At 63.0% G+C, this 22,355-nt stretch carries 23 protein-coding genes and 1 pseudogene; 20 read left to right on the top strand and 4 right to left on the bottom strand.

The window, feature by feature from the left end; genetic code table 11:
* Positions 1 to 178: 178 nt before the first annotated feature.
* Positions 179 to 1,093 carry a transglutaminase-like domain-containing protein gene (locus AC1Z3V_RS32300; protein ID WP_483504064.1) on the top strand — a complete coding sequence of 305 codons (915 nt, stop codon included), beginning with the start codon at positions 179 to 181 and terminating at the stop codon, positions 1,091 to 1,093.
* A 134-nt stretch (positions 1,094 to 1,227) separates the two neighbouring features.
* Positions 1,228 to 1,377, top strand: coding sequence for a hypothetical protein (locus AC1Z3V_RS32295; RefSeq protein WP_429820400.1), 150 nt, complete (start codon positions 1,228 to 1,230; stop codon positions 1,375 to 1,377).
* Positions 1,378 to 1,386: 9 nt separating this feature from the next.
* Here the strand turns inward: AC1Z3V_RS32295 and AC1Z3V_RS32290 are convergent, their stop codons facing one another.
* The gene (locus tag AC1Z3V_RS32290; RefSeq protein ID WP_429820397.1) at positions 1,387 to 1,779 is read right to left on the bottom strand and encodes a YybH family protein; all 393 of its coding nucleotides are present in this window, start codon (positions 1,777 to 1,779) and stop codon (positions 1,387 to 1,389) included.
* 54 nt (positions 1,780 to 1,833) lie between these two features.
* Positions 1,834 to 2,451 carry a TetR/AcrR family transcriptional regulator gene (locus AC1Z3V_RS32285; RefSeq protein ID WP_483504063.1) on the bottom strand — a complete coding sequence of 206 codons (618 nt, stop codon included), beginning with the start codon at positions 2,449 to 2,451 and terminating at the stop codon, positions 1,834 to 1,836.
* 115 nt (positions 2,452 to 2,566) lie between these two features.
* On the opposite strand from AC1Z3V_RS32285, the gene AC1Z3V_RS32280 reads away from it, so the two are divergent.
* The 7 genes from AC1Z3V_RS32280 to AC1Z3V_RS32250 all read left to right on the top strand — a co-directional run bounded on the left by AC1Z3V_RS32280 (position 2,567) and on the right by AC1Z3V_RS32250 (position 9,858).
* On the top strand, positions 2,567 to 3,664 hold the full coding sequence (locus AC1Z3V_RS32280; protein WP_483504062.1) for an ABC transporter substrate-binding protein: 1,098 nt from the start codon (positions 2,567 to 2,569) through the stop codon (positions 3,662 to 3,664).
* Between the two features lie 107 nt (positions 3,665 to 3,771).
* Complete coding sequence (locus tag AC1Z3V_RS32275) at positions 3,772 to 4,656, top strand: ABC transporter permease (RefSeq protein WP_483504061.1); 885 nt, start codon at positions 3,772 to 3,774, stop codon at positions 4,654 to 4,656.
* A gap of 2 nt (positions 4,657 to 4,658) precedes the next feature.
* On the top strand, positions 4,659 to 5,450 hold the full coding sequence (locus tag AC1Z3V_RS32270; protein ID WP_483504060.1) for an ABC transporter permease: 792 nt from the start codon (positions 4,659 to 4,661) through the stop codon (positions 5,448 to 5,450).
* The gene (locus AC1Z3V_RS32265; RefSeq protein ID WP_483504059.1) at positions 5,447 to 6,544 is read left to right on the top strand and encodes an ABC transporter ATP-binding protein; all 1,098 of its coding nucleotides are present in this window, start codon (positions 5,447 to 5,449) and stop codon (positions 6,542 to 6,544) included. Before AC1Z3V_RS32270 ends, AC1Z3V_RS32265 begins: the two co-directional genes overlap by 4 nt.
* A 4-nt stretch (positions 6,545 to 6,548) precedes the next feature.
* Positions 6,549 to 7,280 (top strand): MBL fold metallo-hydrolase, encoded by a 732-nt coding sequence (locus AC1Z3V_RS32260; RefSeq protein ID WP_483504058.1) that lies wholly within the window; start codon positions 6,549 to 6,551, stop codon positions 7,278 to 7,280.
* A gap of 102 nt (positions 7,281 to 7,382) precedes the next feature.
* Positions 7,383 to 8,816, top strand: a complete 1,434-nt coding sequence (locus AC1Z3V_RS32255) for an aldehyde dehydrogenase family protein (RefSeq protein WP_483504057.1) — start codon at positions 7,383 to 7,385, stop codon at positions 8,814 to 8,816.
* 196 nt (positions 8,817 to 9,012) lie between these two features.
* Positions 9,013 to 9,858, top strand: a complete 846-nt coding sequence (locus AC1Z3V_RS32250; RefSeq protein ID WP_483504193.1) for a DMT family transporter — start codon at positions 9,013 to 9,015, stop codon at positions 9,856 to 9,858.
* Positions 9,859 to 9,936: 78 nt separating this feature from the next.
* Here AC1Z3V_RS32250 and AC1Z3V_RS32245 read toward each other — a convergent pair whose 3' ends face one another.
* Positions 9,937 to 11,115, bottom strand: coding sequence for an aminotransferase (locus AC1Z3V_RS32245; protein WP_483504056.1), 1,179 nt, complete (start codon positions 11,113 to 11,115; stop codon positions 9,937 to 9,939).
* Between the two features lie 71 nt (positions 11,116 to 11,186).
* Positions 11,187 to 12,233: a LysR substrate-binding domain-containing protein gene (locus AC1Z3V_RS32240; protein WP_483504055.1), complete on the bottom strand. Its 1,047-nt coding sequence runs from the start codon at positions 12,231 to 12,233 to the stop codon at positions 11,187 to 11,189.
* 224 nt (positions 12,234 to 12,457) lie between these two features.
* On the opposite strand from AC1Z3V_RS32240, the gene speB reads away from it, so the two are divergent.
* The 11 genes and pseudogenes from speB to AC1Z3V_RS32185 all read left to right on the top strand — a co-directional run bounded on the left by speB (position 12,458) and on the right by AC1Z3V_RS32185 (position 22,269).
* A complete protein-coding gene (gene speB / locus AC1Z3V_RS32235; protein ID WP_483504054.1) occupies positions 12,458 to 13,519 on the top strand; it encodes an agmatinase in 1,062 nt (353 codons plus the stop codon).
* A 91-nt stretch (positions 13,520 to 13,610) separates the two neighbouring features.
* Positions 13,611 to 14,405 (top strand): transporter substrate-binding domain-containing protein, encoded by a 795-nt coding sequence (locus tag AC1Z3V_RS32230; protein ID WP_429820378.1) that lies wholly within the window; start codon positions 13,611 to 13,613, stop codon positions 14,403 to 14,405.
* A gap of 61 nt (positions 14,406 to 14,466) precedes the next feature.
* Positions 14,467 to 15,135 (top strand): amino acid ABC transporter permease, encoded by a 669-nt coding sequence (locus tag AC1Z3V_RS32225; RefSeq protein WP_429820376.1) that lies wholly within the window; start codon positions 14,467 to 14,469, stop codon positions 15,133 to 15,135.
* Positions 15,132 to 15,779, top strand: a complete 648-nt coding sequence (locus tag AC1Z3V_RS32220; protein ID WP_429820374.1) for an amino acid ABC transporter permease — start codon at positions 15,132 to 15,134, stop codon at positions 15,777 to 15,779. The genes AC1Z3V_RS32225 and AC1Z3V_RS32220 overlap by 4 nt, the downstream gene beginning before the upstream one ends.
* Positions 15,780 to 15,852: 73 nt before the next feature.
* Positions 15,853 to 16,932 (top strand): ABC transporter substrate-binding protein, encoded by a 1,080-nt coding sequence (locus tag AC1Z3V_RS32215; RefSeq protein WP_429820372.1) that lies wholly within the window; start codon positions 15,853 to 15,855, stop codon positions 16,930 to 16,932.
* A 125-nt stretch (positions 16,933 to 17,057) separates the two neighbouring features.
* Positions 17,058 to 18,095, top strand: a complete 1,038-nt coding sequence (locus tag AC1Z3V_RS32210; RefSeq protein WP_483504053.1) for an ABC transporter ATP-binding protein — start codon at positions 17,058 to 17,060, stop codon at positions 18,093 to 18,095.
* Complete coding sequence (locus AC1Z3V_RS32205; RefSeq protein WP_483504052.1) at positions 18,092 to 18,946, top strand: ABC transporter permease; 855 nt, start codon at positions 18,092 to 18,094, stop codon at positions 18,944 to 18,946. The genes AC1Z3V_RS32210 and AC1Z3V_RS32205 overlap by 4 nt, the downstream gene beginning before the upstream one ends.
* Positions 18,943 to 19,743, top strand: a complete 801-nt coding sequence (locus tag AC1Z3V_RS32200; RefSeq protein ID WP_483504051.1) for an ABC transporter permease — start codon at positions 18,943 to 18,945, stop codon at positions 19,741 to 19,743. Before AC1Z3V_RS32205 ends, AC1Z3V_RS32200 begins: the two co-directional genes overlap by 4 nt.
* Entirely contained in the window at positions 19,740 to 20,519 is a 780-nt protein-coding gene (locus tag AC1Z3V_RS32195; RefSeq protein ID WP_483504050.1) for a carbon-nitrogen hydrolase family protein, read from the top strand. The genes AC1Z3V_RS32200 and AC1Z3V_RS32195 overlap by 4 nt, the downstream gene beginning before the upstream one ends.
* Before the next feature lie 185 nt (positions 20,520 to 20,704).
* Positions 20,705 to 21,482 (top strand): annotated as a pseudogene (locus tag AC1Z3V_RS32190) (VOC family protein).
* A 223-nt stretch (positions 21,483 to 21,705) separates the two neighbouring features.
* Positions 21,706 to 22,269, top strand: coding sequence for an NADPH-dependent FMN reductase (locus tag AC1Z3V_RS32185; protein WP_483504049.1), 564 nt, complete (start codon positions 21,706 to 21,708; stop codon positions 22,267 to 22,269).
* The last annotated feature ends 86 nt before the right edge of the window (positions 22,270 to 22,355 follow it).

The following is a 22,355-nucleotide window of genomic DNA, read 5'->3' as shown; positions in this document are numbered from 1 at the left end:
AGAAGACGCGCAGCGCTGTAGGGCATCGGCTCGCCCGCTAGAAGGGCCCGTTGCATCTTTGGCATGCGGCCAGCCTGTGGGGTGGCCGCATGCCAACGGATACCAAGGAGGGCCCGCATTCCCGCGGGCAAGACCGGCGGGGAGCATTTGACTCCCGGTTGATCCTGGGAGGTCTCAGATGTTCGTGCGCTTTGGTTATGAGATCGGCATACGCTGTCCGCAACCGACTCCGATGATGACCTATCTTTCCGTGGTGCCCGAGCGGCGAGAGACCCTTCGCCGCGAGCATGGCCCGGTGTCTTCGCCGCTGGTGAAGATGGAGCAGATTACCGATCCGCATGGCAACAACTGTCTGCGGATGACGGTGCCTGAAGGCGATTTCAAGCTGTCCTATGATGCGGTCATCGAGGACGATGGCAGGCTCGATGCCTCAGACCCGCTGGCAGAAGCGGTGCCGGTCGAAAATCTTCCTGCGGCGTGGCTACCCTATCTCGCCGCCAGCCGTTACTGCGAAACGGACCGGCTGGGGGCGCTTGCCTGGCGCTTGTTCGGCGACGTGCCGGCCGGCTGGGAGCGCGTTCAGGCAATCTCGGACTATGTCCACGAGCGGCTCGTCTTCAGCTACGGCTATGCCCAGGCGATGCGTACGGCGCTCGAAGCCCATGAGGATCGCGTCGGCGTCAGTCGCGACTATGCGCATCTGGCGATAACCTTCTGCCGCTGCATGAACATGCCGGCGCGATATGTGAACGGCTACATGGCCGACATACCGAAGAGCGACAATCCGGCGCCGATGGACTTCAACGCCTGGTTCGAGGTCTTTCTTGGTGATCGCTGGCATGTGTTCGACGCCAAGAACAACCAGCGACGGGCAGGGCGCATCGCGGTCGCCCGCGGCCGTGACGCCGCGGATATTCCGCTGATCCAGACCTTCGGCAAACACGAATTGACCGCCTTCACCGTCTGGACCTGTGTCGAAACCGACAGTGCGCTGACGCGCTCGCACCGCGCTTCCGACGTTTCGCTGCTGACGCCGTGGTTCAGCGAGAGCTGGTCCAAGCACCTGAAGGAGCGCAATCGAAACCGGCATTGATGGCTTCTGCTGCGCCGAACCGATTTTTTACGATCCGGGCAATTTGCGAAAAATGATATCTATAAACTCAATGGAGAATATAGGAAAAGAGGATAGTCGAGAGGCTAAAACCCTCGCAGGAACGGAGAGACGCGATGAACGCTGCGAAACCGATGATCCAATCCCGCTACGGTCTTTCCGGGACGACACCGCAACGCCGCTCGCATGTTCACCTGGTTCCCCACGCAATCGCCATCGTTGCCGCCTTTTCCTTCGTCAGCGCCGTGGTCATCGGCGCATTCTGAGGCTGGTCTTCAGCCATGCCGTGACAGATGTTCGTGCACGGCGAGCCATTTTCCTGATGCTATCCGCTCGAACACGATCGTTTCCCGTTCATCCGCGGTCGTCGGCTCTCCATTGAATTCCAGTTCGGTCTCGACGCGGTGGGTGAAGACCGCGACATTGTCCATCACCTGGACGTGCCGCTCGCTCGATCGGCAGGCGCGTACGAGAAAACCGTCGCGTTCCTCCCAAAGCGACCATTCCGCTTCATATTCGGCGCGGCTCGTCAGCGGCCGGTCGAGCGTATGGAAAATGAAGCTGGCGTTTGGTGCAAAGGCAGAGAAGTAGGCGGTCCGGTCGTGCCGTGCGAAGGCTTCGACCAGGTGATCGGCAGCCGCAAGCACCGACTGTTCGAGATCTGACATGGGTTCCCCTTTTGATATCGAGCGAAGCTCGTTCCGGCTTGTCTTTTTTGATGGTCAGCGTGCCGCGATCAGCGTCGCCAGCGGCCGGTTCTGGCGGGAAACGCGCGCCTTCAGGTCGTCGAGCGACATCGTCTCGCGCTTGGCGAACTCGGTGAACATCATGTTGAGATTGTTGAAGAACATCTCGCCGACCGCTTCGACATCGACGTCGATGGCGACGACTCCCTTGGCCTTCAGCTTGAGGATCAGGGTCGAGATCTGTTCGCAGAGCCGGCGATCGAGGTCTGTGTAGCGTTTGCTGAACGGGCTTTCCGGCTGCTGGATGGCGATCGCCATGGCCGTGCGCCACATCTCCTTGCTGAGATAATAGAGCGAGTGGTCGTAATATTCGCCGATCAACGCATCGAGCGCGCCCATGACGGAGGCGGGCGGATTGTCGACGATCGAGCGTCCGGCGGCGAGCACTTCCTCGACTTCCATCGACACGGTGGCAAGCAAGATGTCGCCCTTGTTTTCGTAGTAGTTGTAGAAGGTTCCGACCGAGATCTCGGCGCGTTCGGCAATGTCCTCGATGCGCGCGCTGTCATAACCGACTTCGCGAAAAAGCGCGGCGGCAGCGTCGAGAATACGCCGGTTCCGATCGGCCTTTTGCCGTGCGCGCAGTCCCGTCATCTGATGTTTCCCCGAATTATGAATTGGTTCAAAATTGAGATTGACTTAAAAAATGAATTCATTCAATCTTTTTTTGAAGACGCCGGAACGAGCGTCAAAACAAGAGGGCAACAGCATGATGCAGTCAGTTCGTGACGGTGCGCGCCTGCGCCGTTTTTTCTCCTCCACGGCGGCAATCGCGATCGCGGCCCTGTCGACGGCCGCAGCGCCCGCGCCGGTTTTTGCCCAGGAAGAGCTCAATGCGCTCGTCTGGTGCGACCACACCGATCCGGCACTGCTGGAGCCGTTCGAGAAGGCCAACGACGTCAAGGTGAACGTCAAGGTTTACGAGGGCACCGGGGCAGGGCTCTCGATCCTCGATCAGTCGCAGCCGGGCGACTGGGATGTGCTCGTCATCGACGGCGTCGATGTTCATCGTGCGATCGATCTCGACCTGCTCGCCGAAATGCCTGCCGATGCGCTGCCGACCACTGACATCTTCCCGGAAGTGCGCATGGAGGCGAACAACACTAAGGACGGCAAGATCTACGCCGTCACCGAGAAGTTCGGCTACAACACGATTTCCTACGACAAGACCAAGGTCGATCCGAAGGACATGCAGGACCTGTCGATCATCTGGTCGGACAAGTACAAGGGCCGCATCGCGCTCTATGATTATTACCTGCCGATGATCGGTCTCGTTGGGCTTGGCCTCGGCAAGAAGACCGCAGAGCTCAGCGAAGCGGACATGCCGGCGATCAAGGAAAAGCTCGCGGCGATGCGCGCCGTGTCGAAGCAGGTGAGCGACGTCGTCTCCTCGCAGACGGCGCTTGCGACCGGCGAGGTCGACATTCTCGTCGGCGGCGGCGAGTGGATCACCGCCGTCCTTTCTGCCGACAAGCCGAGCCTCGACTGGACCATTCCCGAACAGGGCGCGGTACGCTGGGCGCAGTCGATCGGCGTGATGAAGGATTCGACCAAGCAGGACCTGGCGCTGAAGTTCGTGCAGTACATCCTGAGCCCGGAGGGCCAGGCACGGCTTGCCACCTCTTCCTGCTACTGGGCCATGCCGGCCAATGCCAAGGCGGGCGAGCACCTCACCGACCAGCAGAAGACGGCGCTACGCTTCGACCAGCAGGCGGAGTACCTGAAGAAGACCCAGCTCTATCCGATCCCGTCGGCCGAACTCGACCAGCAGTTCCAGGACGCCTGGACGGAGATGCTGCAGCAGTAATCATGGACGCGGGCGTGGTTAGCGCCGCGCTCGCCTGATCTTCGTTTTTGAGCCGCTGCGGCGGCCGGGGGCCAAACGTGCCCGCAACCCTTGAGCCCGGGATAGCCATGGCAGACGCCGGAACCTTGACATCAGCGACAGCGCTCGAAGACGCGGACCGGCGCAAGGCCTGGAGTTTCGTCGCGCCGGCGCTTTTGTGGACTATCGCCTTCTTCGTCGTCCCTTTTGCCTTCATGGCCGCGATGAGCCTCTGGAAGCGAGAAGGGCGGGATCTCGTCCGCGTTTGGAACTTCGACAACTATACGCGTTTCTTCTCCGAGAACGCGCTCTTCCAGGGCCTCGTCAATTCGCTGGAAATCACCGTCATCGTCACGGCGATTTCGGTGCTGCTTGCCTATCCGCTGGCCTGGATCATCGCCGAGCGCGTGCCGAAGCGGCTGCAGCGCATGGCACTGATCCTGGCGATCCTGCCGTTCTGGACGTCTTACGTGGTGCGCTCCTATTCCTGGCTGCTGGTCTTGTCGAAAAACGGCGTCATCAACCAGATGTTCATGAGCATCGGCCTGATTTCCGAGCCGCTGGAGCTTGCCAGCACCCGTACGGCCACCGTCATCGGTTTCGTGCATTTCTTCGTCATGCTCTTGACGCTGACGATCTACTCCAACCTGATCCAGCTTTCGCCGAACTATCGCCGCGCGGCAGCCGATCTCGGTGCCAATGCTTTCCAGACCTTCTGGCATGTGGTGCTGCCGCTGACGCTCCCCGGCATCATGACCGGCGCCTTCCTCACCTTCGTTCTCTGCATTGGCGACTACGTCACGCCGCAGATCCTCGGCGGCAACAACGAGCTGGTGCTGCCGCAGATCATTATGCTGCAGCTCGGGCGCCGCGCGGATTTCCCGATGGCAGCGGCGCTGTCGATCGTCTTGATGCTGGCTGTTACCATTGCCTATCTCGCCTGCGCCCGCTGGCTGAAGATCGAGAGGGCCTGACGATGGTGCGCCAGATCTTCGCAAGTGCCCTGTCCTGGACCTATCTCGTCCTCGTCTATGCCTTCATATTCCTGCCTGTCGCTGTACTGGTGCTCTTCTCCTTCCAGGATGGCCGCCTGCCGGTGCCGCCGTTCAACGGCTTTTCGCTGCAGTGGTACGGGGCGGTTTTCGCCGACCGCAAGCTGATGGCGGCGCTCGGCAATTCGCTTGCCGTGGCGCTCGTCTCCTCCGTCATCTCGGTGCTGCTCGGGTTTCTCGCCGCCTATGCGCTGGCGCGCTACAAGCTGCCGGGCTCGGCCCTGCAACGGGGGCTGCTGATCGCGCCGATGACGGTGAGCTACCTGATCATCGCGCTCGGCCTGCTGTCGCTCATGAATGCGCTGCATATCCCGCTGTCACTGATGACGGTCGGCATCGGTCACGTGGTGATCAACCTGCCGCTCTGCTTTGCCATCATCTACGCCTCGATGGGCGACCATCACATCAACATCGAGCGGGCGGCGCGCGACCTCGGCGCCAGCGATTTCCAGGTGATGGCGCTGGTAACGGCGCCGATGCTGATGCCGTCGATCCTTGCTGCATTCTTCCTCTCCGTCACCTTCAGCTGGGACGAATTCATCATCGCCTTCCTGCTGTCGCGCTTCGACGTGACGCTGCCCGTCGAGATCTGGAGCATGCTGCGTTCCGGCCTCAACCCCAAGACCAATGCCATCGGCTCGCTGGTATTTCTCGCCTCGGTGGCCGTGCTGCTCATCCTCGAGCTTTCCCTGTTCGGAAGGACGAAAAAACAATGACCGCTCCCGTCTCGATCGACAACGTCAGCAAGGTCTTCGGTGCCTTCACGGCCCTTGACGCGGTCTCGCTCGATATCCGCGCCGGTGAGTTCATCGTGCTGCTCGGGCCTTCCGGCTGTGGCAAGACCACACTGCTCTCGATCCTCGGAGGCTTCCTGTCGCCGACTTCCGGTCGCGTGACGATCGGCGGACAGGACATGACCTACGTCGTTCCGTCGAAGCGTCCGACGACGACGATGTTCCAGGACTATGCGCTGTTTCCGCATATGCGCCTCGCCGACAACGTCGGCTTCGGGCTCAGGATGCGTGGCCTTGCCAGGGCCGAGCGTGACGAAAAGGCGCTCGGCTTTCTCGATCTCGTCGGGCTGAAGGCGTCCGCCGGCAAGAGGCCGCACGAGCTTTCCGGCGGTCAACGCCAGCGCGTGGCGCTTGCCCGCGCGCTCGCTGTCGACCCGGGCGTACTTTTGCTCGACGAGCCGCTCGGCGCGCTGGACCTGAAACTTCGCCGCCAGATGCAGGACGAGTTGAAGGCGATCCAAAAGCGCGTCGGCACCACCTTCGTGCATGTAACCCATGATCAGGAGGAGGCGATGGCGATTGCCGACCGCATCGTGGTGATGAACCAGGGGCGGATCGAGGATTTCGGCCCGCCGTCGCAGATCTACATGCGCCCGCGCTCGCTGTTTTCGGCGGGCTTCATGGGCGAGGTCAATTTCGTTTCGGGGCGCGTCGCGGCGGCGGATGCGAGTTCCGCCCGGGTCGAAACCGCGCTCGGCAACCTGGCGCTTCCGGCTGATAATTTCACCGCATCCGCGCCGAAGGCCGGCGACCGCATTACGCTCACAATTCGGCCGGAACATTTCCGCGCCGACGATCGGGCGGAAGGGCCGACCGTGACGCTCGGCGAAGCCCGCGTTGCGGGCAGCGCCTTTTTCGGCACGCATTATCGCTGCCATCTGCAGCCGTGCGCCACGGATACCGGAGCCCTGGTCGCTCATCTGCCGCAATCGGCAAGCGTGCGCGAGGGCGAAATTGTGCCGCTTGCGGTGCGCGCCGCCGACGTCGTAGCCTTGCCTGCCACAGGACATGCGTAGCGCGATGCGGAGAATTGCCCATCAGGACTGGTATCGGGTGAGACGGCTCGACGACGACGTCACCGCCATTGACGAGCCCTACATCCAGGAATTCTATCGCTGCAACATCTGGCATGTGCGTGGCCGCGACCGGGACATGCTCGTCGACAGCGGCATGGGCGTCGTGTCGCTCAGAGAATGGGTGCCGCTCGTCACCGAGCGTGCTCTGACCGCCGTCGCCAGTCACACCCATTTCGATCACATCGGCTGCCATCACGAATTCGACTGCCGCTGCGTGCACGCTGCCGAGGCGGATCTTCTCGCCCATCCGACCCGCAAGAACACGCTCGCCGATCCCTATGTGGCCGACGAGATCTTCGACGCGCTGCCGCCCGAGCCCTATGCCTCCACCACCTATGCGGTGAAGGCGGCGCCGGCGACGCGGTTCTTGGAAGACGGCGACCATATCGATCTCGGCGATCGGGTCTTCGAGGTGATCCACACGCCCGGCCATTCGCCCGGTGGCATTGCGCTCTTCGAGGCGAAAACCGGCGTGCTCTTCTCGGGCGACATCCTCTACGACGGCCCGCTGATCGAGGATACCTATCATTCCAACGCCGACGACTACCTGGCGTCGATGGAACGGCTGCTCGCGATCCCCGCGCGTATCGTTCATGGCGGACATTTTCCGAGCTTTTCCGGCGAACGCTATAGAATGCTGATCCGGGACTGGCTGGAGCGCCGTGCGTTCAAATGAACAAAGGCCGCCCCGGTTGTTAGATTCCAGAGCATCTTCTCCGCTCGCGAGCGGGATGCTCAAGTGAAAAACAAAAGACAAACTGACGGGAAGGAGGAGCGAATGCTCGACAAATGCAAGTTCTACATCAACGGCGCCTGGGTGGATCCGGTCGTTGCCAACGATCTGGAGGTCTTGAACCCGGCGACCGAAAAGCCCGTTGCCGTGATCTCGATGGGCACGGCCGAGGATATCGACCGCGCCGTTGCCGCCGCCAAGAAGGCCTTTGCAACCTATAGCCAAACAAGCGTCGAAGAGCGGCTGGCGCTGCTCGAAAAACTGCTCGCCGTCTACAAGCGCCGCTATGACGAGATGGTCGACACGATCACCATGGAACTCGGTGCGCCGAAGACCATGACGCGCGAACAGCAGGCCGATGTCGGCGTCGGCCATCTCCAGGGCTTCATCGACGCGCTGAAGCGTCTGAAGACCCGCGACCGGCTGCCGAACGGCGACGTGATCCTGCGCGAGCCGATCGGTGTCTGCGGCCTGATCACGCCTTGGAACTGGCCGATCAACCAGATCGCGCTGAAGGTGGTGCCGGCGCTGGCGACCGGTTCGACCTGCGTTTTGAAGCCGAGCGAGTTCACGCCGCTGAACGCGATGCTCTATGCCGAGATGGTGCATGAAGCAGGCTTCCCGGCCGGCGTCTTCAACCTCGTCAATGGCGACGGTATCCATGCCGGCGCCGCGCTCTCGAAGCACCGCGACATCGACATGATGTCGTTCACCGGCTCGACCCGCGCCGGCATCGCCGTCAGCAAGGATGCGGCCGAGACCGTCAAGCGTGTGACGCTCGAGCTTGGCGGCAAGTCGCCGAACATCGTCTTTGCCGACGCCGATCTCGAAGACCGCGTCACCGGCAGCGTGCTGGAATGCTTCAACAATTCCGGCCAGTCCTGCGATGCGCCGACCCGTATGCTGGTCGAGCGCAGCGTCTACGACCAGGCGGTCGAGATCGCCAAGCGCGTCGGCCGCGAGGCGAAGGTGGGTGACCCGACGCAGGAAGGCAGCCATATCGGCCCGCTCGTCAGCCATATCCAGTTCGGCCGGGTGCAGGCGCTGATCGAGGCGGGTATTGCCGAAGGCGCGCGTCTTCTCGTCGGCGGTGCCGGCAAGCCCGAAGGCTTCGAGACCGGCTACTTCGTCAAGCCGACGATCTTTGCCGACGTCAACAACGACATGCGCATCGCCCGCGAAGAAGTGTTCGGACCGGTGCTTGCGATCATTCCCTTCGACACCGAGGAAGAAGCGATCGCGATCGCCAACGACACCAACTACGGCCTCGCGGCCTATGTACAGACGGGCGATCCGAAAAGGGCCGAGCGCGTCGCCGCGCGCCTGCGCGCCGGCATGGTGCATATCAATGGCGGACCGCATCGCTACGGCAGCCCGTTCGGTGGTTACAAGCAGTCGGGCAATGGCCGCGAAGGCGGTATCTTCGGCCTCGAGGACTTCCTCGAAGTGAAGACCATCCATGTTCCCGACGCCGCCTGAGCAAGGCATAACGCCCCTTGAAAGACGGCCGTCGCAACCCGCGGCGGCCGTTTTTCTTTCAGGCTTCGGCGCACAAGGACTGTCACCGCAAGCCGCCATCTGATAGCTCGTCTGCTACCCACCTCAGACGACCGCTCCTTTCCGGATGCCTCCCGTGACCCACGCACATCATTCCTCGGCCCAAAATCGCGTCGCCATGGCGGCCCTTCTCATCGGCGGCGCTGCGATCGGTGGCTCGCCGATCTTCGTGCGGCTGTCGGAGGTGGGGCCGATGGCGACCGCCTTCTGGCGCGTGGCGCTGGCCCTGATTCCACTTCTCGCCTGGATCTGGTTTCGCGAGGAGGGCGCCGGAGGGCGGCGTCCGGAAAAGCTGTCGGAATATGCGCTCTTGATCCTGCCCGGCGTATTTCTCGCGATCGATCTCGGTGCCTGGCACTATGCGCTGACCAAGACATCCGTCGCCAACGCCACGCTTCTCGCCAATCTCGCGCCTGTTTTCGTGACGCTTGCGAGCTGGCTTCTGTTCCGCGCGCGGATCAGCGCCATTTTCGCGATCGGCCTCGTAACGGCGGTCGCGGGCGTGGTGATCCTCAAGGGCGGACCGATGGCGCTCGGCGACGGCAATCTGCTGGGTGACGGCATCGCCGTCGTCGCGGCGATGTTCTATGCCGGCTACATCCTGGCGATCGGGCGGCTGCGCAGCCTGTTCAGCACCGTGCGCATCATGATCTGGAGCACGGCCTCGGCGGCGATCTGCATGCTGCCGATGGCGGTGCTCTTCGAGCCGTCGCTCTTGCCGCCGACCGCCTTCGGCTGGGCGATGCTGTTCGGTCTCGCCTTCGTCAGCCATGCCGGCGGGCAAGTCGCGATCACCTATGCGCTCGCCTATTTGCCGCCTGCCTTTTCTTCGCTGACCCTGCTCTTGCAGCCGGTCGTGGCGGCGATCCTGGCCTGGGTCCTGCTTGCCGAGCCGGTCGGGCTGATGCAGGCGATCGGCGGGGCGATCGTTCTTCTCGGCATCCTGATCGCGCGGCGCGGATAACGCCGCGCGCTTTCTTCAGAGCAATTCCAGGAAAGATGTGAAACGGTTTTCCGTCCGGAATTGCGTTACTTCAAAGTCTTAAAGGCCCGGCGGCGTGAAGTTCGCCAGCCGCTCTTCGAGCTTGCGGATCGTTTCGGCATCCGCATTGGCGAAGGCGAAGCGCAGGTAGTTCTCCTGGCCTTCGCCGAAATAATCGCCCGGCAGGCAGACGACGCCGGCGAGCTTGGCGAGCTTCTCCGCGATGAACTGGGAATCGATGTCCGGGAAGGGGTGGCGGACATAGGCGAAATAGGCGCCGACCGCCTGCAGCTTCCACTTCGGCAGGCGGCTCATCACGTCCCTCAACGCGTCGGCGCGCGCGGCGATCTCGGCGCGGTTGCCCTGGCGCCAGTCGGCAAGCGCGGGAAGCGCCTTGGCAACGGCGGCCTGGGCGGAGCGCGGCGCGCAGATCTGCAAGTTGTCCATGATCTTCGCCACCTGTTCGATGACGGCCGGACCGGCGGTAATCGCGCCCAGGCGATGGCCTGGGATGCAGAAGGACTTGGAGAAGCTGTAGAGGCCGATGAAGCTCTCCTGCCAGGCTTCGCCCGCAAGCAGGCCATGCGGCGCGGCAGAGGCATCCGGCAGGAAGTCACGATAGGTCTCGTCGAGGATCAGCCAGACGCCCTTGGCGCGGCAGGCCGCGTGGATACGGTTAAGCAGTTCCGGCGGATAGACGGCGCCGGTCGGGTTGTTGGGCGAAACGAGTGCGAGCGCTCGGATGCCGGGGCGAAGCGCTGCGGCAATCGCGTCGACCTCGGGCAGGAAGCCGGCGCCGGCGTCGCAGGGCACGAGTTCGACGTTGATGCCGAGCATCGCCAGCGTCGTTTCCTGGTTGAAGTAATAGGGGTTGGTCATCAGGACCGTATCGCCCGCGCCGGCGATCGCCATCGCCGCGCAGATGAACGCCTGGTTGCAGCCCGAGGTGATGTGGATGTTGTCGGCCGTGACCGCTGCGCCGTAAAGCCCGGCGACATGGGCGGCATAGGCGTCACGCAGGACCGCTTCGCCCTCGATCGCGCCGTAGCCGGTATAGGCGGTGGAGGCGGCGGCCTCGCCGAGCCAGGCCAGCATGTCCGGATGGGCAGGATAGCCGGGCACCGCCTGCGACAGGTCGATCAATGGGCCACGGGAGCCGTCGTAGGATTTCGCCCAGGCCAGCACGGAGGGCACGGGCGGCGGCGAGAGCTTTTCGACGAGCGGGTTGAAATGCGGCATGGCGGGTGTTCCTGCGTTAGATAGATTCAAGCGGGATGCGGAAAACCGTATACACTTTTCCTCATCCCGCTTTAGGTCTTGGCTTTACGTTTCTGTGGGCGATCGGGGCGGCGGGCACGGCTCGGCGCCGAGACCGGCTGAAAGCCGTCGGTCCTCGATTTACGATCTGTCGGCTCGGATTTCGAGGTGCGGCTGCGAATAATCGTGCGCGCCGAGGTCTGGAGTTCGGGCATCGGGTCGTTTTCGAGCGCCGCGAACATCCAGTCGATGAAGATGCGCACGATCGGGGCTGCCAGCACTTCGTTGCGGCAGGCGACGAAAAAGGCGTCGTTGGCAGGCACGGTCAGGTCGAAGGGGGCGATCAGTTCGCCGCGGGCGATCAGGCTGCCGGCGGTGATCGTATCGCCGAGCGCCACGCCCTGGTTGTGCAGCGCCGCCTCGGTCGAAAGCCGCGCGTCGCTCATGAAATGCTGCTGGCCGCGTTGCAGGTCGCTGGCGTCGGCCGCAGCGAGCCAGGTGTTCCACTCGCGACCGTCGTCGCCATGCAGCATCACGTGATCGCGCAGGTCCCGCACCGAACGCAGTGGCCGCATGTTGAGGAGCGTCGGGCTGACGACCGGGAAAAGTTCCAGCCGGCTCCAGAGCTTGGCCCAGGCGCCCGACCAATTGCCGTCGCCGTAGATCACGCAGACGTCGACATCGGGCGAATGCAGATAGGCTTCGTCGTTGGAGGCGATCAGCGTCAGGCGCACATCCGGATACTGCTCGGTGAAGAGGTGCAGCCGCGGGATCAGCCAGAAGGAAAGGAGTGCGGGGACGCAGGTTATCCGGAGTTCGCCGCTCGTCGTCGGCCGCGTCATTGCTGCGGTCGCCGCGGCGATCTCGGCGAAGGCATGGGTCACGGCCGGCAGCAGCAATGCGCCCTGTGGCGTGAGCTTCAGCCGCTTGCCGCCGCGCTCGAAAAGGGCTGCCTTCACCGAGAGTTCCAGCGCGCGGATCTGGTGGCTGATCGCGCCGTGGGTGACGTTCAGTTCGCGTGCGGCCGCCGACACGGAACCCCGCCGCGCCGTCGCTTCGAAGGCGCGCAAGGGGTTGAGCGGTGGCAGGCGGCTGGACAAAGCGGCGGGTTCCGGCGAGGTTTCGTTATGTGAATTTTTCTCACACGAAACGCTATAACAATGTCAATTGATTTTCCAGAGGAATTGCCGCCTAATATTCGTCAACAAAGGCGAAAAAGCCTGGGGAACATGATCGCGCCGGACGAACCGGCTTCATCCGCAGTGAGATATCTGTGGCGCTTTTCAGCGCATGCCCGGGCTATGGATGACGGAGGACTGCACCAATGGCCTGGGACGACAACAAGCTTGCCGAACTGAAGGCGAAATACGGCGAAAGCCATGGCGGCGAACTGTTCGACCCGACCTTCCGCAAGGTTGCCGACAAGATCTTCAACAAGAGCGGCACGCGCCTTGCGCCCTATTCCGGCATCCCGACCTTCCTGACCGCGCCGCACATGCCTGTCGATGCGGAAAACCCGGATTTCGGCAATCTGCAGGTCGCGATCGTCGGCATCCCCATGGATCTCGGCGTCACCAACCGCCCGGGCTCGCGTTTCGGACCGCGGGCGCTGCGTGCAATCGAGCGTATCGGCCCTTACAACCACGTGCTCGGCTGCACCCCGGTGCAGGAACTCCGTGTTGCCGATATCGGCGACGTGCCGTTCCAGAGCCGCTACCGGCTGGAGCTCAGCCATGAGGATATCGAGAAGCGCATCAACCAGATCGTCGATGCCGGCGTGCTGCCGCTCTCGGTCGGCGGTGACCATTCGATCACGCATCCGATCCTGAAGGCGGTCGGCAAGACGCGTCCGGTCGGCATGATCCACATCGATGCGCACTGCGACACAGGCGGCGCCTACGACCTGACCAAGTTCCACCACGGCGGCCCGTTCCGCAATGCCGTGCTCGACGGCGTGCTCGACCCGACCCGCGTGGTCCAGATCGGCATCCGCGGCTCGGCCGAATATCTCTGGGAGTTCTCCTACGAGTCCGGCATGACCGTCATCCACGCCGAAGATGTGACCGGCCTCGGCATTCCCGCGATCATCGAAAAGGCGAAGAAGATCGTCGGCGATGGCCCGACCTATCTCTCCTTCGATATCGACAGCCTCGATCCGTCCTTCGCGCCGGGCACCGGCACGCCGGAAGTGGGCGGCCTTACAACCCGCGAAGTGCTGGAGCTGATCCGTGGCCTCAAGGGCATCAACCTCGTCGGCGGCGACGTCGTCGAAGTGGCGCCGCAGTATGACTCGACCACCAACACGGCCCATGCTGGCGCCCAGGTGCTCTTCGAAATCCTCAGCCTCATGGTCTTCAGCCCGGCGATCACGGGCAAGTCCGCCTGAGGCCTGGCAAATCTTCGTCGGCTGCCGGACCGGAAACGGCAGCCGACCACCAGACGTCACAATCACAAAGCTTCCGGGTAGGGGAATAACCATGACGATCCAGACAAAACTAAAGACAGTATTGGCCGCCGCCCTGATGCTGGGTGCCGCCGCCGGCATCGCCAAGGCCGATGCGCTCGCCGACATCAAGTCCGCCGGCCAGATCAATGTCGGCATCTTCTCCGACTTCCCGCCCTTCTCCTCGGCCAGCGCCGACATGAGCATCAAGGGCTACGACGTCGACGTCGCCCAGCGGATTGCCGACGATCTCGGTGTCAAACTGAACCTGGTCAGCGTCACCGGCCAGAACCGCATTCCCTATCTCAACGACAAGCGCGTCGATATCCTGATGAGCGTCGGCTTCTCCAAGGAGCGCGCCGAGGTGATCGACTTCGCGGCTGCCTATGCACCGTACTACATCGCCGTCATCGGCCCGGCGGAACTGAAGGTCGCCGGCAAGGAAGACCTTGCGGAGAAGACCATCGCCGTCAACCGTGGCACGCTGGAGGATACCTCGCTCACCGAGGCGGCGCCCACCAATGCCGATATCCAGCGTTTCGACAACTACAATGCGGTGATCCAGGCCTTTATCTCCGGCCAGACGCAGCTGATGGTCGTCGGCAACGACGTCGGCGCCCAGGTGCTGGCCCGCCAGGAGGCGCTGAAGCCGGAGCAGAAGTTCCAGCTCTTGACCTCGCCGTCGCATATCGGCCTCAACAAGAACGAAGAGGGCCTGAAGAAGGCGGTCAACGACACGGTCGCCAAGATGCTCGCCGACGGCAAGCTGAACGCGAGCTCCGAGGCCTGGCTGAAGACGCCGCTCAACCCCGAGAACCTCAAGGACTAACAGAGCTTGACGGAGGCGGGGAGCGACGCTCTCCGCTTCTCTCTTGAGGAAGGTTGCGACGATGGGTTACGGCCTCAGCTTCGGTTGGCTCAAGGACGCCGCGGGTGCGATCGCCCATGGCGCGGCCATGACCGTGTTCCTGATTGCCTGCACGACGGTGCTCGGCATCCTGATCAGCATTCTCTTTGCCGCCGCCCGCCGCAGCCGCTACGGTATGCTGCGCAAGGCAGTGGCCGTTTATGTCGAGGTCGTCAGGAACACGCCGTTCCTGGTGCAATTGTTCTTCATCTTTTTCGGCCTGCCGAGCCTCGGCATCCGGCTCGATCCGATCCTTGCGGCGATCCTGGCGATGACGCTCAACATGGCCGCCTACACGACGGAGATCGTCGGCGCCGGGCTCGACGCGGTGCCGAAGGGGCAGAGCGAGGCGGCCTTCGCGCTCGGGCTCAAACCCCGCCAGGTCTTCGTCAAGATCATCCTGCCGCAGGCGCTGAAGGTGATCTTTCCGGCGCTCACCAGCCAGGTCATCATCATGATGCTGGAATCGGCCGTCGTCTCGCAGATCGCGGTGCGGGAGCTTGCGCACGAGGCGGATCTTCTGCAGGCGCGCACCTTCCGGTCCTTCGAGACCTATTTCGTCGTCACGCTGATCTATCTTGGCCTGTCGATGGCGATGCGACGGCTCTTCGTTGCCGGTGGTCGGCGAGTACTCGGAGCCGGCGTGTCATGATCGAATTCACCTTCTGGGACATCCTGCGCAACCTGATCTTCGCCACACGCTGGACGGTGCTTTTGTCGATCGTCGCCTTCGCCGGCGGAGCGGCGGTGGGACTCGCCATCCTGGCGGCCCGCATCGCCGAACGCCCGTGGCTGCGCCGTTTCGGCTCCGGCTACATCGCGCTCTTCCAGGGCACGCCGCTTTTGATGCAGCTCTTCCTGATGTTCTTCGGCCTGCCGATGCTCGGCTTCCGCATCGAACCCTGGACGGCGGCGGCACTCGGGCTCACTTTCTATGCCAGCGCCTACCTCGCCGAGATCTGGCGGGGCGGCGTGGAGGCACTGCCGCGCGGCCAATGGGATGCGGGCGCGAGCCTCGGTCTGCACCGGTTTCAGGAACTGCGCCTCGTCATCCTGCCGCAGGCCTTCGCCATCACCCGGCCAGCGGCGGTCGGGTTCCTCGTGCAACTGATCAAGAGCACGGCGCTCACCTCGATCATCGGCTTCGAAGAGCTTCTCAGAACCGCCAATGCGATCAATAATGCGACCTTCGAACCTTTCACGGTCTATGGGCTGGTCGCGGTCATCTTCTTCGTGCTGTGTTATCCGCTGACGCAATATGCACGGATGCTGGAACGCAAAACACCCGCGCACTGAGACTGAAAATATGCAAGAAATCAAACAGAACAGGGAACAAGGCGGATCACCGCCGAAACAAAGGAGACTGATGATGATCACCACTTCCATCAAGCGGCGGACGCTGCTAGGCGCCGGTCTTGCCGGCGCCTCCATGCTGGCGATGCCGTCGATCCTCAGGGCGCAGGACAAGTCGCTGAAGGTCGGCGTCTATGGCGGCTACTTCAAGGATTCCTTCGACAAGAACATCTTCCCGGAATTCACCAAGGCGACCGGCATTGCGATCGAATCGATCGCCGAACCGACCGGCGAAGCCTGGCTCGTCCAGCTCGAACAGGCCGCTCGCGCCGGTCAGGCACCGGCCGACGTCTCGATGATGTCGCAGGTCGCGATGCTGAAAGGCCAGGCGACGGACCTCTGGACGCCGATCGACACGGCGAAGATCAAGAACGCATCGAACCTGCTCGATCGTTTCGTCAACAAGTACCCCGATGGCCGCATCGCCGGCATTGGAGCAGTTTCCTGGTACATCACGCTGGTGACCAACACCGACGTCTACAAGGAAGCACCGACCTCCTGGTCCGCCTTCTGGGATCCGGCAAACGCCGACAAGCTCGGCCTGCTGGCCCTCGTTTCCAACTCGTTCCTGCTCGAAGTGACGGCCAAGACCTTCATGGGCGGCACCAACGCGCTCGACACGGAAGAGGGTCTGTTGAAGGCGTTCGAGAAGCTTGCCGAAGTCAAGCCGAACGTCCGCCTGTGGTACCGCGACGAGGCGCAGTTCGAGCAGTCGCTGAAGTCGGGCGAAATCCCGATGGGCCAATATTATCACGATGTGACCGGCCTTGCCGCCGCCGACGGCCATCCTGTTCGTTCGACCTTCCCGAAGGAAGGCGGCATCCAGGATTCCGGTTGCTGGGCGCTGTCGCGCGCCTCGCAGAAGTCGGAAGAGGCCCATATCTTCATCGACTACATGTGCCAGCCCTCGATCCAGGCGACGCTGTCGCGTAAGGTCGGCACGTCGCCGACCGTCAAGCGCGAGGTTACGGATCTGACCGACAAGGAATTCGCAGCCGTTTCGTCCGACATCGAGCCGATCATTCCGCGCTACGATCTCTACCAGACGAAGTCGGATTGGCTGAACCAGAAGTGGACCGAACTGATCGTCGGCTGAGCTTGACCGACACCCTTCCTTGATCTTCAGGGAAGGAGTGAACCCAACGACGGGGAGGGGCTGCCGGCCGCTTCCCGCCTCAACCCCTCCCATGAGGAGGAGGGGACCATCCTCGCGGAGAAACAATGTCCGGACTTGCCCTTCAAAACGTCGTCAAGGAATTCGGAGCCTTCAGGGCCGTCAACAATGTCGACCTGACTGTGCCGCACGGCACCTTCGTCTGCATGCTCGGACCTTCCGGCTGCGGCAAGACCACGCTGCTCCGGATGATCGCCGGCCTCGACCTGCCGACGGACGGCGCGATCCGGCTCGACGGCGAGGACATCACTCGCGTCCCGACGCATAAGCGCAATCTCGGCATGGTCTTCCAGTCGCTGGCGCTATTTCCGCATCTGACCGTCGGCGAGAACATCGCCTATCCCTTGCGCATCCGCGGGAAAGCCAAGGAAGAACAGAAAAAGCGCGTCGACGAGCTTCTGTCGATGATCCATCTCTCCGGCTACGCCGACCGTCCCGTCGCCAAGCTCTCCGGCGGCCAGCGTCAGCGCGTGGCGATTGCGCGGGCGCTTTCGATCTCGCCAAAACTCTTCCTGCTCGACGAGCCGCTTTCGGCGCTCGATGCGAAGCTGCGTGAGGCGATGCAGGTGGAACTGCGCCAGCTTCAGCAGAAGCTCGGCATCACCACCATCGTCGTCACCCACGACCAGCGCGAAGCAATGACCATGGCCGACACCGTCGTCGTCATGAACGGCGGCGAGATTCGCCAGGCCGCGTCGCCGATCGAGATCTATCGCCGACCGGCCGACAGTTTCGTCGCCGACTTTATCGGCCAGACGAACCTGCTCGACGTCCAGGCCGACAGCGCTGGCCGCGCCGAAGTGCTCGGCCACGTGGTGCCCGGCCTCGTCCTGCCGGCAGGGGCCAGCAAGGGCACGCTTTCGGTGCGCCCGGAAGACGTGCATCTGACCGCGCCCGGCGCCGGTGCGCTCACCGGCAAGGTCACTTTCGTGCGCGATCTCGGCGGCACGATCGAGACCTTCGTCGACATTGCCGGCCGCCAGATCGTCGCCGTCTCCACGCCGCGCGAGCGGCCGGAGGTCACCGTCGGCCAAGAAGTCGGCATCGCGCTCACCCCTGACGTCTGCGTGGTGCTGAAGAAATGAGACGCGAACCGCCCCAGACCCTTGGCGATCACGCGCCGCTTCTCTTTCCGGCGGGGATGCTCATCATCTTCTTCGTCGTGCCCTTCGGCACGATGATCGCCGTCAGCTTCTTCCAGCGCCAGCAGGGCGGCTTCTATACGCCGGCCTTCGTCTTCGACAACTACGCCCGCTTCCTCTCGGCCTTCTTCGGCGGGGTGCTCGGCTTCTCGCTGATGCTCGCGATCACCGTTGCGATCTGCTGCGTCGTGCTTGCCTTGCCCTTCACCTACATGCTGACGCGCATGGCGCGGAAGGTGCAGGTGGTCTGGCTGGTGGCACTGCTCTCGATCTTGTCGCTCTCGGAAGTCATCATCGGCTTTGCCTGGTCGACGCTGTTTTCGCGCACCGCCGGCATCACCAACATCCTCGTCGCACTCGGCATCATGGCGGAAGCCAAGGCCCTGACGCCGAGTTTTGGGGCCGTTTTGACCGGCATGGTCTATCAGGCCTTCCCCTATACGGTGCTGGTGCTCTTCCCGGCGCTTGTCCGTCTCGATCCGACCTTGACGGAAGCGGCCCGCACGCTCGGCGCCTCGCCGCTGAAGGCGTTTTTCACCGTGGTCGTGCCGGCGCTTCGCAACACCATCACCGCCACCTTGATCATGGTCTTCATCTTCGCGCTCGGCTCCTATCTGTTGCCGCAGCTTCTCGGTCGACCGCAGCACTGGACGCTGTCGGTGTTGATTACCGACCAGGCGATCTACCAGTCGAACATGCCGTTCGCCGCGGCCATGGCCGTGTTCCTCGTGCTCGTGACCTTGGGCCTCGTGGCGCTCACCGTGATCGCCGGACGCAAGGGAGAAGCGGCATGACCTCGATCTTCCGCAAGGCCTATTTCTTCCTGATCGGCCTGTTCCTGTCATTGCCGCTGATCGTCGTTGCCGGCGTCTCGGTCAACCAGAAGCAGACGCTCGCGTTTCCGCCGCAGGGCTTTTCACTCTCCTGGTATGGCGAGATCTTCCTCAATCCGGAATGGCGCAACGCCCTCTTTGCGTCGGTGACGCTGGCCGTGCTCTCGGCAGCACTTGCCGTTGCGATCGCGCTGCCGCTCTCCTGGTTCCTGTGGCGGCGTATCGCGCCCTGGGCAAACATCTTCCAGCTTCTCGGCGTCGCACCCTTCACGCTGCCGCCGGTCATCACCGCGCTCGGCATGCTCACCTTCTGGGCGACGGTCGGCTTCTATGGCCAGCCCTGGACGGCGGTGGTCAGCCACGCGATCTTTTTCGTGACGCTGCCGCTGGTGACGCTCTCGCTTGGCTTCACGTCGATCGACCGTTCCCTCGTTGAGGCAGCCTCGACCATGGGCGCCGACGAGCGCACCATCTTCCGCACCGTCGTGCTGCCGCTGATCCTGCCTTACATCGTTTCCGGTTATGCCTTCGCCTTCGTGCTCTCGCTCAACGAATATATCGTTGCCTACATGACGGTCGGCTTCACCGTGGAAACGCTGCCGATCAAGATCTTCAATGCGCTTCGCTACGGCTACACACCGACCATGGCGTCTGTGACGGTTCTCTTCGTCACGACAGCGGCGGTGATCTTCGGCCTCGTCGCCCGCTTCGGCGACCTGCCGAAGCTGCTTGGCGCCATGTCAACGGACGGAAAATGATGAAGCTCGCCGCCCTTCAGATGCAATCGGCGCCGGGAGACGTCGCCGCCAATCTCGATCGCATCGCGCGCGCCGCGGCTGAAGCCGCGACCCAAGGGGCAACGCTGTTGCTGACGCCCGAACTCGGCATCACCGGCTACGGCGCCGGTGATGCACTGGCGACGGTCGCCGAAGCGCCGGATGGTGCGATCGTGGCGCGTCTCAAGGCGATCTCGTCTGAGGCCGGCATCGCGCTGATTGCGGGTTTCGCCGAGCGGGACGGCGGCGATGTCTATAACAGCGCCGTCTATGTCGATGGCGATGCGGCGCCGGTCGTCTACCGCAAGTCTCACCTCTATGGCGATTACGAGCGCTCGATCTTCAAGGCGCCCGCACCCGAGACCAGGCTGTTCCTGCATCGCGGCGTCACCTGCGGCATGCTGATCTGCTACGACGTCGAGTTTCCGGAGAACGTCCGGCGGTTGGCGCTGGCCGGTGCCGAGGCCGTGCTGGTGCCGACGGCGCTACCGGCCGGCTGGTCCGGTTCCTTCATCGCCGAGCACATGATCCAGACGCGGGCCTTCGAGAACCAGGTTTTCGTCGCCTATATAAACCATCACGGTTCGGATCCGCTGTTCTCGTTCGCCGGGCTGTCGCGCATCGCCGCTCCCGACGGCCAGCTTCTCGCCAAGGCCGATGCCGGTCACGAGACCTTGCTGATCGCAGATATCGACCCCCAAGCCTATGCGATCTCCCGCCTCGAGAACACCTATCTCGGCGATCTGAACCGGCGCTGAAATCTGCGCCGGTCGGCCGTGCGGCCCTGGCCGCGGCCACATCTAGATCGCTGCAGGTTCAGGAACAAAGTCGCCTGGCGATTGTTCACTTCGCGGGAACGTTCCGTTCTTTATTGATCCACTGTCGGAAACGATACGACATCCCATATTGTGCTCAAGAGTAATGCCACGCATTGGAGGCAATCATGAGCTTGCAACTGACCGGGATCCATCACCTGACGGCGATCACCGCCAACGCCCCGGAGAACCTGCGTTTCTACACCGAGACGCTCGGGCTGCGGCTGGTCAAGGAAGCGTCGCTTCGACGACCTCAAGGTCACGGCCGGTGAGATCGCGGAAATCGATGGGCGCGTCTCGCTCGACTTCGAAGACAGCGAAGGCCAGCGCTTCCGGCTGGTCGACGACGGTGGGCTTGAGCCCTCGCATCCGTGGGAAAGGAGCCCGGTTCCGGCCGAGCACCAGATCAAGGGCCTCGGGCCGATCACCATCAGCGTGCCCGATATCACCAACACCCAGTTGGTCCTGACCCATGTGATGAACATGAACGAGGCCCGCACCTATCCATCACCGGATGGTCAGGGACAGGTCCATGTCTTCACGATGGGCGAGGGCGGTCCCGCGGCGGAACTGCACGTTGCGGTCCAGCCGGGCCTGCCGATTACCCGGCAGGGCGCCGGTGCCGTGCACCACGTCGCCTTCCGGGCGCCCGACAACGCGGCACTGACGGAATGGACGGAGCGGCTCAACGGTTTCCGCCTGCCGTCGAGTGGCGAAGTCGAACGCTACTACTTCCGCTCGCTCTATTTCCGCGAGCCGAATGGCGTTCTCTTCGAGATCGCGACAGACGGGCCCGGTTTCGCGGTTGATGAACCGATGGAAACGCTGGGTGAAAGCCTGTCGCTGCCGCCGTTCCTGGAGCCGAAGCGGGCCCAGATCGAAGCGCGGTTGAAGCCGCTGGTCTAACAATTGGGCTCGATCGACAAGCCGGGGATTCTTCCCCGGCTTATTTTTGTCTATCCCTCTGACCCTGTTGGACATCTTCTTCGAGCGGACCCATCATGGCGGCTGTTGCGTTATGCGTCTGAGCGCGAGGAGGAAAAACATGTGCGGATTTCAGCCCGTATTCCGCCCTCACGTATCGAGGCGCACCCGCAAGGTCCCTGCAGAGTAGGAAGGATCAAATCTCATGACGAAAATCCTCGGCATATCCGGGAGCCTGCGCAAGGCGTCGTTCAACACCGGCCTGATGCGGGCGGCTGCGGAGAACGTGCCGGATGGCGTCGACTTCGACGCCGCGACCCTGCACGGGATTCCGCTCTATGACGGTGATATCGAGAAGGAAAGCGGCATTCCCGACGCCGTGACGGCGCTCAAGCAGAAGGTGATGGCCGCCGACGGCGTCATCCTGTTCACGCCGGAATACAATAACTCCATCCCCGGCGTGTTCAAGAACGCGATCGACTGGCTGAGCCGGCCCTCTGCCGATATCGCCAAGGTGTTTCGCGACCGGCCGTTTGCGCTCGCCGGCGCGTCGCCCGGCAATTTCGGCACCATCCTCAGCCAAAACGCCTGGCTGCCTGTCATGCGTACGCTCGGTGCCGAGCTCTGGTCGGGCAAGCGGCTGATGTTGCCCAGGGCGGAGACGCTTTTCGACGCGAACGGGATGCTGACAGATGAGGGCGCGCGCGATCGGCTCACCGCCTTCGTCAAGGCTTTCGCGGATTTTGCGGCGGCTCAGAGCAAGGATTGAGGCGAACGGCGGGCGACGGCAAAGCTCCGGCCGGTTCGCTTCCTCCATCATCGCCACACAAGCGAACTCTCGACGCTCTTCATCGC

The sequence above is a fragment of the Ensifer sp. 38_S197 genome, from assembly GCF_056924495.1.
This window is presented reverse-complemented; position numbering and strand designations above follow the sequence as displayed.

What these genes read in the sequence shown, in the direction of transcription:
- AC1Z3V_RS32250 (WP_483504193.1), top strand. Translation starts at nt 9,013, where the DNA reads ATGGCGGCCCTTCTCATCGGCGGCGCTGCGATCGGTGGCTCGCCGATC.
- AC1Z3V_RS32300 (WP_483504064.1), top strand. Translation starts at nt 179, where the DNA reads ATGTTCGTGCGCTTTGGTTATGAGATCGGCATACGCTGTCCGCAACCG.
- AC1Z3V_RS32225 (WP_429820376.1), top strand. Translation starts at nt 14,467, where the DNA reads ATGGGTTACGGCCTCAGCTTCGGTTGGCTCAAGGACGCCGCGGGTGCG.
- AC1Z3V_RS32230 (WP_429820378.1), top strand. Translation starts at nt 13,611, where the DNA reads ATGACGATCCAGACAAAACTAAAGACAGTATTGGCCGCCGCCCTGATG.
- AC1Z3V_RS32295 (WP_429820400.1), top strand. Translation starts at nt 1,228, where the DNA reads ATGAACGCTGCGAAACCGATGATCCAATCCCGCTACGGTCTTTCCGGG.
- AC1Z3V_RS32185 (WP_483504049.1), top strand. Translation starts at nt 21,706, where the DNA reads ATGACGAAAATCCTCGGCATATCCGGGAGCCTGCGCAAGGCGTCGTTC.
- AC1Z3V_RS32285 (WP_483504063.1), bottom strand. Translation starts at nt 2,451, where the DNA reads ATGACGGGACTGCGCGCACGGCAAAAGGCCGATCGGAACCGGCGTATT.
- AC1Z3V_RS32210 (WP_483504053.1), top strand. Translation starts at nt 17,058, where the DNA reads ATGTCCGGACTTGCCCTTCAAAACGTCGTCAAGGAATTCGGAGCCTTC.
- AC1Z3V_RS32245 (WP_483504056.1), bottom strand. Translation starts at nt 11,115, where the DNA reads ATGCCGCATTTCAACCCGCTCGTCGAAAAGCTCTCGCCGCCGCCCGTG.
- AC1Z3V_RS32205 (WP_483504052.1), top strand. Translation starts at nt 18,092, where the DNA reads ATGAGACGCGAACCGCCCCAGACCCTTGGCGATCACGCGCCGCTTCTC.
- AC1Z3V_RS32270 (WP_483504060.1), top strand. Translation starts at nt 4,659, where the DNA reads ATGGTGCGCCAGATCTTCGCAAGTGCCCTGTCCTGGACCTATCTCGTC.
- AC1Z3V_RS32260 (WP_483504058.1), top strand. Translation starts at nt 6,549, where the DNA reads ATGCGGAGAATTGCCCATCAGGACTGGTATCGGGTGAGACGGCTCGAC.
- AC1Z3V_RS32215 (WP_429820372.1), top strand. Translation starts at nt 15,853, where the DNA reads ATGATCACCACTTCCATCAAGCGGCGGACGCTGCTAGGCGCCGGTCTT.
- AC1Z3V_RS32275 (WP_483504061.1), top strand. Translation starts at nt 3,772, where the DNA reads ATGGCAGACGCCGGAACCTTGACATCAGCGACAGCGCTCGAAGACGCG.
- AC1Z3V_RS32280 (WP_483504062.1), top strand. Translation starts at nt 2,567, where the DNA reads ATGATGCAGTCAGTTCGTGACGGTGCGCGCCTGCGCCGTTTTTTCTCC.
- AC1Z3V_RS32220 (WP_429820374.1), top strand. Translation starts at nt 15,132, where the DNA reads ATGATCGAATTCACCTTCTGGGACATCCTGCGCAACCTGATCTTCGCC.
- AC1Z3V_RS32265 (WP_483504059.1), top strand. Translation starts at nt 5,447, where the DNA reads ATGACCGCTCCCGTCTCGATCGACAACGTCAGCAAGGTCTTCGGTGCC.
- speB (WP_483504054.1), top strand. Translation starts at nt 12,458, where the DNA reads ATGGCCTGGGACGACAACAAGCTTGCCGAACTGAAGGCGAAATACGGC.
- AC1Z3V_RS32200 (WP_483504051.1), top strand. Translation starts at nt 18,943, where the DNA reads ATGACCTCGATCTTCCGCAAGGCCTATTTCTTCCTGATCGGCCTGTTC.
- AC1Z3V_RS32195 (WP_483504050.1), top strand. Translation starts at nt 19,740, where the DNA reads ATGATGAAGCTCGCCGCCCTTCAGATGCAATCGGCGCCGGGAGACGTC.
- AC1Z3V_RS32290 (WP_429820397.1), bottom strand. Translation starts at nt 1,779, where the DNA reads ATGTCAGATCTCGAACAGTCGGTGCTTGCGGCTGCCGATCACCTGGTC.
- AC1Z3V_RS32255 (WP_483504057.1), top strand. Translation starts at nt 7,383, where the DNA reads ATGCTCGACAAATGCAAGTTCTACATCAACGGCGCCTGGGTGGATCCG.